Origin of the sequence: Streptomyces sp. NPDC008139 (assembly GCF_042957025.1) — a bacterium.
In the GTDB taxonomy this organism is placed as follows: domain Bacteria; phylum Actinomycetota; class Actinomycetes; order Streptomycetales; family Streptomycetaceae; genus Actinacidiphila.
In genome coordinates this window covers 64,094-75,138 of the sequence record NZ_JBIBHM010000014.1, presented here as the reverse complement: position 1 = coordinate 75,138, position 11,045 = coordinate 64,094, and the positions used below count along the sequence as shown (strand labels likewise).

9 protein-coding genes and 2 pseudogenes are annotated in these 11,045 nt (G+C 72.4%); 6 read left to right on the top strand and 5 right to left on the bottom strand.

What is annotated here, in order from left to right:
* Nucleotides 1-4 precede the first annotated feature (4 nt).
* Nucleotides 5-766, top strand: coding sequence for a TipAS antibiotic-recognition domain-containing protein (locus ACFZBB_RS27710; protein WP_391127715.1), 762 nt, complete (start codon nucleotides 5-7; stop codon nucleotides 764-766).
* 80 nt (nucleotides 767-846) lie between these two features.
* Here ACFZBB_RS27710 and ACFZBB_RS27705 read toward each other — a convergent pair.
* Nucleotides 847-1,344 (bottom strand): annotated as a pseudogene (locus ACFZBB_RS27705) (sigma factor-like helix-turn-helix DNA-binding protein); the annotation flags it as partial.
* Nucleotides 1,345-1,361: 17 nt separating this feature from the next.
* Between ACFZBB_RS27705 and ACFZBB_RS27700 the strand changes: the two are divergent.
* From ACFZBB_RS27700 to ACFZBB_RS27690, 3 genes and pseudogenes are all read left to right on the top strand, one after another.
* Nucleotides 1,362-1,673: pseudogene (locus ACFZBB_RS27700) on the top strand (glycoside hydrolase family 88 protein); the annotation flags it as partial.
* Nucleotides 1,674-1,894: 221 nt separating this feature from the next.
* Nucleotides 1,895-3,130, top strand: a complete 1,236-nt coding sequence (locus ACFZBB_RS27695; protein WP_391127712.1) for an alginate lyase family protein — start codon at nucleotides 1,895-1,897, stop codon at nucleotides 3,128-3,130.
* A gap of 207 nt (nucleotides 3,131-3,337) precedes the next feature.
* Nucleotides 3,338-4,135, top strand: a complete 798-nt coding sequence (locus tag ACFZBB_RS27690; RefSeq protein WP_391127709.1) for an alpha/beta fold hydrolase — start codon at nucleotides 3,338-3,340, stop codon at nucleotides 4,133-4,135.
* Here the strand turns inward: ACFZBB_RS27690 and ACFZBB_RS27685 are convergent.
* Entirely contained in the window at nucleotides 4,108-4,731 is a 624-nt protein-coding gene (locus ACFZBB_RS27685; protein ID WP_391127706.1) for a thaumatin family protein, read from the bottom strand. The genes ACFZBB_RS27690 and ACFZBB_RS27685 overlap by 28 nt on opposite strands.
* Nucleotides 4,732-4,741: 10 nt before the next feature.
* Here ACFZBB_RS27685 and ACFZBB_RS27680 point away from each other — a divergent pair, with 10 nt between their 5' ends.
* Nucleotides 4,742-5,014: a hypothetical protein gene (locus ACFZBB_RS27680; RefSeq protein ID WP_391127703.1), complete on the top strand. Its 273-nt coding sequence runs from the start codon at nucleotides 4,742-4,744 to the stop codon at nucleotides 5,012-5,014.
* A gap of 571 nt (nucleotides 5,015-5,585) precedes the next feature.
* On the opposite strand, the gene ACFZBB_RS27675 is transcribed toward ACFZBB_RS27680, so the two are convergent.
* Nucleotides 5,586-6,566, bottom strand: coding sequence for a helix-turn-helix domain-containing protein (locus ACFZBB_RS27675; RefSeq protein ID WP_391128044.1), 981 nt, complete (start codon nucleotides 6,564-6,566; stop codon nucleotides 5,586-5,588).
* A 172-nt stretch (nucleotides 6,567-6,738) separates the two neighbouring features.
* The gene (locus ACFZBB_RS27670) at nucleotides 6,739-7,335 is read right to left on the bottom strand and encodes an HD domain-containing protein (RefSeq protein ID WP_391127701.1); all 597 of its coding nucleotides are present in this window, start codon (nucleotides 7,333-7,335) and stop codon (nucleotides 6,739-6,741) included.
* Nucleotides 7,336-7,460: 125 nt separating this feature from the next.
* Here ACFZBB_RS27670 and ACFZBB_RS27665 point away from each other — a divergent pair, with 125 nt between their 5' ends.
* On the top strand, nucleotides 7,461-9,818 hold the full coding sequence (locus tag ACFZBB_RS27665) for an FUSC family protein (RefSeq protein ID WP_391127698.1): 2,358 nt from the start codon (nucleotides 7,461-7,463) through the stop codon (nucleotides 9,816-9,818).
* Here the strand turns inward: ACFZBB_RS27665 and ACFZBB_RS27660 are convergent.
* The gene (locus ACFZBB_RS27660) at nucleotides 9,799-11,022 is read right to left on the bottom strand and encodes a cytochrome P450 (protein ID WP_391127696.1); all 1,224 of its coding nucleotides are present in this window, start codon (nucleotides 11,020-11,022) and stop codon (nucleotides 9,799-9,801) included. The genes ACFZBB_RS27665 and ACFZBB_RS27660 overlap by 20 nt on opposite strands.
* Between the last annotated feature and the right edge of the window lie 23 nt (nucleotides 11,023-11,045).

The following is an 11,045-nucleotide window of genomic DNA, read 5'->3' as shown; positions in this document are numbered from 1 at the left end:
GGCGATGGCCTGGTCGATCGCGGACGTGGCCCGGCTGTCCGGAGTGACGTCCCGGACGCTGCGGTACTACGACGAGATCGGTCTGCTGCCCCCTGCGGGGACCGGCCGCAACGGGCACCGCTCCTACGAGCAGCGGGATCTGCTGCGGCTGCAACAGATCCTGCTGATGCGGGAGTTGGGCCTGGGGCTGCGGGACATCGCGGCCGTCCTCGACAGGCAGGCGGACCGGGTGGCCGTGCTCCGGGAGCACCACCGGCGTCTGCTGGCGGAGCGGAACCGGCTCGACACCCTGGTCCGCACGGTCGGCCGCACCATCGCGGAGTTGGAGGAAGGAAAGGACGGGGACGACATGCCGGAGATCAACAGGCCGGAGAATCTGTTCGAGGGCTTCGACGCCTCGCGCTACGAGACCGAGGCGCGCGAGCGGTGGCCGCGCGAGTACGAGCAGTCCCGGCGGATCGCCGGCCCGCTCACGGCCGAGGACCAGGAGCGGACGCAGCGCGAGATCACGGCGCGGATGGTCCGCATGGCCGATTTCATGGCGGCCGGTACGCCAGTGGCCGACCCGGCGGTGCAGGCCGAGACGGATGCCCACTACCAATGGCTGTGCGGGTTCTGGACTCCCGACGCGACCGCGTACAAGGGACTGGGGCAGATGTTCACCGACGACCCGCGCTTCCGCTCGGCGTACGACAAGATCGCGGCCGGGCTGGCCGAGTACCAGCGCGACGCGATGGCGGTCTACGCCGACGACCGGCTGAGCTGACCCACCGCTCGCGCCCGTCGGGTACGCGGTCGCCGTACCCCGCTGTCACCCGCTCAGCGCGCGCCGGGCTTCAGACGGCTCGCGTGCAGCCGCTCCTCGCGCTCGCGTGCCTCGGGCAGGGTGAAGCGGCTGCCCGCAGCCTTGATCCGCTGCTTGGCCCGGCTGATCCGTACGGCCATGGTGGCCTCGGGCACCAGGAACGCGTGGGCGATCTCCGCCGTGGTCAGACCGCCGACCGCGCGCAGAGTCAGGGCGGTCTGCGAGCCGGGCGTCAGCGCCGGGTGGCAGCACAGGAACAGCAGTATCAGGGTGTCGTCACCCTCCGGCGCGCCGTCCTCGCCGGGACCCGGGCTGACGCCCGCCTCCCGCTCGGGGGACTGGGCCGCCGCGGCCGTCTCCCGCGCCTTGCGGGCGTGGTCGCTGCGGATCTGGTCGATCAGCCGGCGGGAGGCCGCGGTGATCAGCCAGCCGCGCGGATGGTCCGGCACACCGTCGGCCGGCCACTTCACGGCCGCGGCGAGCACCGCCTCCTGCACGGCGTCCTCGCACTCCTCGAACTGGCCGTGCCTGCGGACCAGCGCGCTCCGACGGCTTCTGGAACGTCAACCTCGCCGACCCCGCGCACTTCCCCGGCCCCGAAACGAGTGGAACCGTTTTCTTCGCCTACGGCACCTCGTACGCCGTACGCGCGGGACTCGTCGACCGGGCCACGTATCTGCCGGTCGCCGCGCGCGCCTGGAACGGCCTGCTGGCCACGGCGGTTCACCCCGACGGCACCCTCGGCTACATCCAGAAGGTCGGCGACCGGCCGGATTCCAGCCAGCCCGTGACGTACGACAGCACGGCCGACTTCGGCGTCGGCGGATTCCTGCTCGCCGGGACCGAACTCGCGGCGCTCGCCACCTGATCGCGAGCCGGGTTCGGCCAACTCCCGCACGGCGCAGGGGCTTGACGGGGATATTAGTCCGTACCTATGGTCTGCGGTCAGTCAAGTGTTCAGAGATGCAAGCTCAGTTCACACTCAGGAACGCCACAGTGCACACCGGGGATTACGCGCTCACCCACGCGCACACCCGGGAACGCGCCCGCTCACGAGCAGCCCCCCATTCAAGATCGGATGGTCACCGCATGGCAGGCACCCCCACGCCCTCGCCCGCGCGCCACCGCCGCGTACGGCGCCCCGCTCTGCTGGTCACCGCCGCCTGTGCGGCTGCGGCCCTTGTAACCGGTTTCTCCGCCTGGCCCGGAGGCGCCCAGCGCGCCAGCGCCGCACCGGCCGCCTTCGTCCACCCCGGAGTGACCGTCTCCGCCGCCCAACTCGACTTCGCCCGCGCCAAGGTGCAGGCCAACGCCGAGCCGTGGAAGAGCGCGTACAACCAGATGATGGCCAGCTCGTACGCTTCGCTGACCCGTACGCCCAAGCCGCGCGCGAACGTCGAGTGCGGCTCGTACTCCAACCCCAACAACGGCTGCACGGACGAGCGCGAGGACGCGATAGCGGCCTACACCGACGCCCTGGCCTGGTACTTCACCCGTGACGCGCGCTACGCGCAGGAGTCCATCAAGCTGATGGACGCGTGGTCGGCGACGATCACCCAGCACACCAACAGCAACGCCCCGTTGCAGACCGGCTGGGCGGGCTCGTCGTGGCCCAAGGCCGCCGACATCATCAAGTCGACCTACACCGGCGGCTGGCCGAACGCCGGGCGCTTCGGCACCATGCTCCGCAACGTCTACCTGCCCGAGATCATCAACGGCTCGAACAGCAACGGCAACTGGGAGCTGTCGATGATGGAGGCCGCCGTCGGCATCTCCGTCTTCCTCGACGACAAGAGCGACTACGACAAGGCGATGGCCAAGTTCCGCACCCGCGCTGCGGCCTATGTCTACATCGCCGCGGACGGGGCGCTGCCCAAGACGGTGCCGAGCCAGAACCTCGACACCAAGGCCAAGATCGTCAGCTACTGGCAGGGGCAGTCCACCTTCGTCGACGGGCTGACCCAGGAGACCTGCCGCGACTTCACGCACACCGGCTACGGCATCTCCGCGATCTCGCACATCGCCGAGACCAGCCGCATCCAGGGCGACGACCTGTACGGCACGGACATCGGCGAGCGGCTGCGGCAGGCGCTCGGCTTCCAGTCCAAGTACGAACTGGGCACGGCGCCGCCGAGCTGGCTGTGCAACGGCAGTGTCAACCGCGGCCTCGGCCCGATCACCGAGACCGGCTACAACGCGCTGCACACCCGGCGCGGGGTCGCGATGACCAACACGCAGACCCTCACGCAGAACAACCGGCCCGCCGGTTCCAACAACCTCTTCGTGGCCTGGGAGACCCTCACGAACGCCGAGAACCCCAACTGACCCACGCGGACGGCGAATCACGCGAGGGCCGCGCACCCCACCGGGCTGCGCGGCCCTCGTCGCGCGCTCTGCGCGGAGCCCCGCGACCACGGCGTCCGGCAAGCGCCCGACGGACACCGGAGGTTCGGCCCGGCAGCGGCGGCCGACAGTGTCGCCGAGAGCGAAAACCGGAGGGAATCACGCGGCGCGGTGCGTACCGTCTGCCGGATGACTCTCTCTCACGACACGGCGGGCGACGGCCCCGCACTGGTATTCCTGCACGCCGGGGTCTGCGACCGGCGGATGTGGGACCCGCAATGGCAGCCGCTGGCCAACGCCGGTTACCGCGTGATCCGTTGCGACCTGCGCGGCTTCGGCCTGACCCCCGCGCCGGACGCGCCGTACAACAACGCCGACGACGTGATCGCACTCCTCGACACGCTCGGCATCGGTCAGGCGGCGCTCGTCGGCGCCTCCTACGGCGGCAAGACCTCGCTGGAGATCGCCGCGCGCCACCCCGAGCGGGTCGGCGCGATGGTGCTGCTGTGTCCGGGAATGGCCGGGTGCGAAGCCTCCGCCGAACTCGACGCGCTGGACGAACGCGAGGAGGCGCTCTTGGAGGCGGGCGACCTCGCGGGCGCCGTCGAGCTGATGGTCGAGACCTGGATCGGCCCCGAGGGCGACGAGACCACCCGGCAGGCCGTACGCGTCCAGCAGCTGAACGCCTACGAAGTACAGCTCGCCGCCGAGGAGTTCGACCAGCTCCGGCCGCCGTACGACCTCGCGGCGGTACGGGCGCCGTCCCTCGTCGTCTCCGGCGCCCACGATCTGGCGGACTACCGGCAGATCGCCGCCCGGCTGCCCGGACTGCTCGCCGACGCCGGCCACCTCGAACTGCCCTGGGCCGGACACCTGCCCAGCATGGAACGGCCAGCCGCCGTCACCCACCTGCTGAAGGACTTCCTGGGGGAGCGGTGGGGTGAGGCCCCGCGCGCGCCTCAGGTGACGCCGAAGGTCACCCGGTAGTCGCACCGCCCCTTGCACGACATCGTCGCCGCGTCGTCGAAGGCGTACGAATAGGCGTACGGCGCGGCCTTCTTGAACACCTGCGTGTAATCCACCGGCCACTTCGACGGCACGCAGTTCTCCCGCCCGGCCCAGGCGCCTTGGCAGCAGTAGGTGTCCCCGCCGAAGGCCGCGCACGGCGGCTTGCAGCCGACGACCCGGCCGCCCGACATGGCCCGCATGGCGCTGGGGCAGTCCACCGGCTTGGTGCACGTGCCCTTGTAGCAACCCGTCGCGCTCACCGGATCGGCGGTCACGGTGTGCGAGATGTTGATGTACATCGGCAGATTCGCGCCGTCGACCATGCTCACGTCGTAGAAGTCGAGCCCGGCGTACGCGTCGAAGGTGAACTCACCGAGCGTGGTGGGCGGGTTGGCGCCCGAGCACTGCGACGTGCAGTCCCCGGTCAGGCACGCGCCCTGGCCGCCGGACGTGCAGCCGGTACGGCCCCAGATCCGGCCGCCCCATTTGTTGCCCACGGTGAGGGACGTGCTCTGCCCCGGCCGCAGCTCCCGGCCGTTCGGATACGCGGCGGTGCCGGTGACGATCGCCCACACCGTCTCCTGCGTGCGGTTGACGACCGTGATCGTCCGCCCACCGCCCGAACCGGCCCCGGCCGCCGCTGACTTCGGCGCGGACGGCTTCGGCGAAGACGGCTTGGGGCTCGGCCGGTGCGACGGGCGCGCGGTCGCCGACGGCGAGGCGGACGCGCGGGTCGCGGTCGCGGACGCCGTCGGCGACCCGGACACGGTCGGGGCCGCCGGAGCCGAAGCCGCGGCCTGGCGGGCCACCGCCTCCGTACTCGCGGAGCCGTCACCGCCCGGCGAGGACGGCCAGTAAAAGACCACCCCGCTCGCGACCACGGCGGCCACGACCAGCCCCCACCAGCCCCGTACGGATCTCGTCCGCCGCCTGCGTCCCATCGTGCCGCCTCCAGCCGTGCCCCGTGCATCGGTACACGTCGGAGACCCCGTGGGACGCGGCCGGATAACACAAACCGTCCGGCGACGGCATGGCGAAGGGCGGGAACACCCCCGTGGCTCCCGCCCCTGTCACTCGGACCGCAACCGCCGGCGCGCCCCGGCCGTCCGGCCGGGCGCGGAGGAAGTCCCGGCGCCTGCCGTCCGGGATTCCGCTAGGTCTCGTCGTCGTGCAGCGGGACCCAGTTGGCGCGGCGGCGGGCCGCCTTCGGCGTGTCGATGTGCATGATCGGTTCCTGTCTGTCGGCGAACCGTCCGTGGTGGACCGCCCTCACGGGCGACGGACGGGCCGCCCCGTGGCCGGGGCCCGCGGGTGGCGGGCCCGACCTGGGGCATGCACTGGCCAGCCTGCCGGTCACGGCGTCGGCCTGTCGTTAGCAGCCGGTCGCCTGACGACTTGGCAATGCGTCCACAACGGCCGCCGGACCGCCCTAGGAACCCGCACCCGGACGTACGGACCGCGGGCGGTGGTCGGTGGGCGCCGCCCCGTGGACGGCGCGGTAGGCGCGGCTGAAGTCGGCCGCCCGCGGAAAGCCCCAGCGGGCCGCGATGAGATGGATCGGCGTCTCCAGCAGCGCCGGATCGGCCAGGTCGCGACGCGCGCCCTCCAGCCGCAGGCGGCGTATGTACGAGGCGACCGTCTCGGCCTCCGCCTGGAAGAGCCGGTGCAGGTAACTGCGCGAAATATGGTGCACCGCAGCGATATGACGAGGCGTCAGCTCCGGATCGTGCAGATTCTGCCGGATGAAGGACTTCACCCGCAAGGTGAGTGCCCGGGTCCGCGTCTCCGGTGTCAGCGCCGCCTCGGCGTCCAGGGCGTTCGCGAGGAGCGCCGCCACCAGGTCGACCAGCACGGCGCCCAGCCGAGGACCGTCGGAGGGCGCGTACGGCACGGTGTCCGCGGCGAGTTGGGTGAGGAACTGCGCGAGCAGCGCGCCCACGCCCTCGCGTCCGGTGATGTGCCGCCCGATCACCTTGTCCAGCCGGTGCTGCGGAAGCGGCAGCAGCACCTTGGGGATCTCGACGCCCACCGAGGAGATCGACCCGTGCCCGGTCCAGATCTCGTACGGCCGCGAGGAGTCGTTGGTGTGGATGTCGAACGCGCCGTAGGAGTTCTCCTCCCGGCCCCACGACACCCCGGCCTCACCGCTCAGCAGGAGCGAGAGGTGGTAGACCTCGGGGTCGGACTGCCGAATCAGCTTCGGGGTGCGCAGGAAGACCAGTTGCTCGAAGGTCGCGGGCCAGATCGACACCGCGCCCAGCCCGATCAGCCGCTGATGCGCCTTGAAGTCGGCCGCGCACTCGCTCTCCAGTCGCATCGGGGCGTGCGTACGGTTCATGCACTCGCGCCAGGCGTCGAATCGGTCCTCGACCGCCAGGTCCTCGCTGCGGAAGACCGTCTCCGCCAGCATCGCCACACCCACTTCCGCACCGCGACATCGCGCCGCCGACGTCGTGCCCGCCCCGGCCGTCCCGGAAAGCGGAACGTACGGCGCCGCGTCGGCGACCCCGGTGAGTTTGCCATGCGCCCCGGCGAGCCCCGCACGGCACCCGGCGGCGTCGCCGACCCGGCACGCCCTGCGGTCAGGTCCTTCGCACGTCACCGCGCCGGACGCGGTGCCCGAACTCGGCGATCAGCGGGTCGAGGTCCGGCTCACCGAATTCGGCGATCAGCGCACGGAACGCGACGACCTTGTCCGGTCCGAACCGCGCCACCTTCCCGGCGTACGCGGCGGCGTCCAGGAACTTCGGCGGGCTGGACTTGGAGTGGAACTTGTCCGCGTACATCACCAGCCGCTCCTCGACGGTCCCGGCGACGTACTCACCGGGCGGGATGGGCAGCCGCTGCCGTTCGATGTCGGCACGCGTCAGCCCGACGCCGGTGTGGTGGGAGGCGAAACGGCACAGCTCCTCCGGCAGGCCCTCCGCGCGCAGCAGTTCATGGCCGAGCACCCCGTGCCGGACGTACGCGTCGTCGCCCAGCCGGTAGACGCCGATGTCGTGCAGGAGTGCGCCGGTCTCGACGAGCCCGATGTCGACCGGCTCGGGCGAACGCGCGGCCAGGTCGAGGGCGATCCGCGCCACGATCTCGCAGTGGGTGCGGACGAGGGACAGGGACTCACGGGTCGGAGCGTACTTCTCGTGCAGCGCGCGCACGCGCTCGGCGGTGGGAAGATTCACTTCCGCAGCGTATGACCCGACACCCCGCGCCCGGGGCCCGCGGGCGGCCGTACGCAGTGCGATGCTCTACTGATGACCACAGAACCGGACGCGGCGCGGCGGGCACGACGACGCGGGGCGCCGCCGTGCTGAACGTCCTGAACTGGCTCCGCACCCGCGACGCGGACCTGTCCGCGCTGCGCCGCGCCGGACGCGCCGCGATCGTCATGCCCGCCCTGTTCGCCCTGTGCGACAAGGTCGTCGGCAACCCGGCCATGGCCACCTTCGCCTCGTTCGGCGCGCTGTCCGGCCTGCTCTTCGTCGACTTCAGCGGCGCCATGGGCCAACGGCTCGCCGCGCAGACCGGTCTGGTGGCGGCGGGCGCGGTCCTGGTGACCGTCGGGACGCTCGCCTCGCGGACGGCGTGGCTGGCCGTCCTGGTCACCCTCGTCGTCGGCTTTCTCGTGCTCTTCGCCGGGGTCGTCAGCTCGGTGCTGGCCGGCGCCTCGACCGCGCTGCTGGTCGCCTTCGTGCTGCCGGTGACGCTGCCCGCCCCGGTGAGCGCGCTGCCCGACCGGCTCGCGGGCTGGCTGCTGGCCGGGGCGGCGTCGGTGATCGCCGTCGGCCTGCTGTGGCCCGCGCCCCGGCGTGAACCGCTGCGGCTGGCCACCGCCACGGCGTGCGCGCTGCTGGCCCGGCGGCTGCGCTCCGAGGTCGACTGCGTCCGCGGCGGCTTCGGACCGGTCGGCGCGGCCGAGTACCGGGCGCTGTCCGACGAGGCGGGCGCCGCCGTCGCCGCGCTGCGCACCTCGTTCTTCGGGACGCCGTACCGCCCCACGGGACTGTCCACGTCGGCGCGTACGCTGGTCCGGCTGGTCGACCAGGTGGTGTGGCTCGACGCGATCCTGGAGCGCATGCCGCTCGACGAGGAGCCCGGGCCGACGGACGCGGTCGTCTGCGACGTGAAGGTGGCCGCAGCGACCCTGCTCGAACACGGCGCGGCCAGCCTGGAGTCGGTCTCCGACAGCTCCGCGGAGCTGGAGCGCGACCTGCGGCGGCTGGAGGCCGCCCGCGAGGCGATGGAGACGGCCGTCACCGGCGATCTGCCGCTGCACCGGCCCCGGACGACGACGCCGGGCTCCGCCGAGACGCCCGCCACCCCCGCCGCTGACGACGCCATGGCCGGAATCCTCGGCGCCCTCGAACCGAGCTTTCGCGCCCAGGAGATGAGCTTCGCGATCTCCGCCATGGCCACCAACATCGGCCTCACCGTCGCCGCCCTGCGCCGCGGCTGGTGGGACCACGTCCTGGGCCGCGGGCCCTCGGGCGTGCCGTCCTTCCTGTCCTCCGCGCAGGAACGCGCAGGAGCCCACGTCGAGCGCCACTCCGTCTGGCTGCACAACAGCGTCCGCGGCGCCATCGCGCTCGCCCTGGCCGTCCTGCTCGCCGAGTCGACCGGCGTCCAGCACTCGTTCTGGGTCGTCCTCGGCACCCTGGCGGTACTGCGCTCCAACGCCCTGAGCACCGGCCAGAACGCGCTGCGCGGCCTGCTCGGCACGGGCGTCGGCTTCGTCATCGGCGGCGGCATCGTCTACGGCGTCGGCACCCACACCACCGCCCTGTGGCTGCTGCTGCCCCTCGCCGTGGCCTTCGCCGGACTCGCCCCCGCCGCCATCTCCTTCGCCGCGGGACAGGCCGGATTCACCACCGTCCTGCTCATCCTCTACAACATCATCGAGCCCGCGGGCTGGCAGATCGGGCTCGTCCGCGTCGAGGACGTGGCCCTCGGCTGCGGGGTCTCCCTGGTGGCCGGGGCGCTGTTCTGGCCACGCGGGGCAGGACGCGCCCTCGGCCAGGCGCTGGCCGACTCCTACGCGGAAGGCGCCCACTATCTGCGCGGCGCCATCCAGTACGGCGTCGCACGCTGCGACGCCGCCGCCCCCGCGCCCGCCACCCCGCAGGACGAGCGGCGCCGGGCCGCCGCCGCCTCGCGCCGCCTCGACGACGCCTTCCGCGGCTTCCTCGCCGAGCGCGGCACCAAGCACATCCCGCTGGCCGACGTGACGACCCTCATCACCGGCGTCGCCGCGCTGCGGCTCACCTCCGACGCGATCCTCGACCTGTGGGAGCGCGAGACCGTCACCTCGCAGGAGGACAGGACGGCGGCCCGCGGCGAGATCCTCTACGCGGGCACCCTGCTGGTCGACTGGTACGAGGCCGCCGCGCGGGCCCTGGCGGGCTCCGGCGCCGTCCCCGACCGTGCCGCCCGCGACGAGGCCGCGGACGGGCGGCTGCTCGACGCCGTACGCCGCGACCTCACCGCCGACGACGGGCGCGGCACCTCCACCGCCGTCAAGATGATCTGGACCTTCGACCACATCGACGCGGCCCGCCGCCTCCAGGCGGGCATCCTGCGCCCGGCGCGGGCCGCCGCGACCCTGCGTCAGGGCCGAGGCCCGTTCGGCCCGCGTCGGGCGCTGCGGGTCAGGTCCTCGCGGGCGTGAGGCTGAGGTCGAGCCGCTGCGGACCGCGGACGAACACCCCGCTGTCCGGGGCCGGCGTCCCGTCGGCGAAGCCCATCTCGGTGAAGGCGTCCAGGAGTTGGTTGGCGCCGACCTCCACCTCGGCCTTCGCCAGCAGCGCGCCCACGCAGAAGTGCCGCCCGAGCGCGAACGCCAGGTGGTCGGCGGCGGCGCTGAAGGCGTTCGCGGTGGTCAGGTCCGTGCGGTGGATGTCGAAGGTGTCGGGCCTGTCGTAATGCCGCTCGTCCCGGTTGGCCGCGCCGATCAGGCAGGTGACCGTCGCGCCCGCCGGGACGGTGACGCCGTGGAGCGTGACGTCCTGCGCCGGCTGCCGCATGATCATCTGGAGCGGGGGAGTGAACCGCAGGGACTCAGCGAAGGCCGCCGCCACCAGGTCGCGGTCGGCCCGCACGGCCTCCAACTGCTCGGGGTTGGCCAGCAGATTGCGGAACATCCCCGAGATAGCCTTGTCGGTGGTCTCGCCGCCCGCGGACAGCAGCAGGCTCACGAACGAGGTGATGTCCTGGTCGGTCATCACCGTGCCGTCGATCTCCGCCGTGCACAGCGACGACAGCAGGTCCTCGCCCGGCTCCGCCCGCCGCCGGTGGACGATCGGCACCAGATACGCGGCCAGCTCCCGGCTCGCGCGCATCCCGGCCTCGGCGACCTCGGGGTCCTGCGCGAGATTGGCGAAGAAGCCGACCACCGCGGCGTACCAGGCGTGGAAGCGGTCGTGGTCGTCGCGGTCGAGCCCGAGCATGTCGACGATCACATTGACCGGGAAGCGGGTCGCGAACTGATCGACCAGGTCCGCCTGTTCGGCGTCACGGAAGCCGTCGATCAGATCGCGCGCGTTGCGCTCGATCACCGGCAGGAACCGCTCCCGTAACTCCCGGCCGCGGAAGGCCGGTGCCACCAGCGCCCGGTGGACGGAGTGCTCCCGCCCGCTCATCTGCACGATGGTCCGCCCGCCGTGCACCGGTTCGAGCTGCCAGGCGTAGTTGTCGGTGGTGAACACCGGGTCCCGGAAGGCCCGTTCGACGTCCTCGTACCGCGACAGCAGCCAACTGCCGGTGCCCTCGTGGAAGACGACCGGGTAGTGCTCCCGCAGCACTCGGTAGGCCGGATACGGGTCGGCCGCGAACTGCGGCGAGAGGATGTCGGGCGGTTGCGGTACGACGGTCACGATACGTCCTCTGCTTCCCTGCT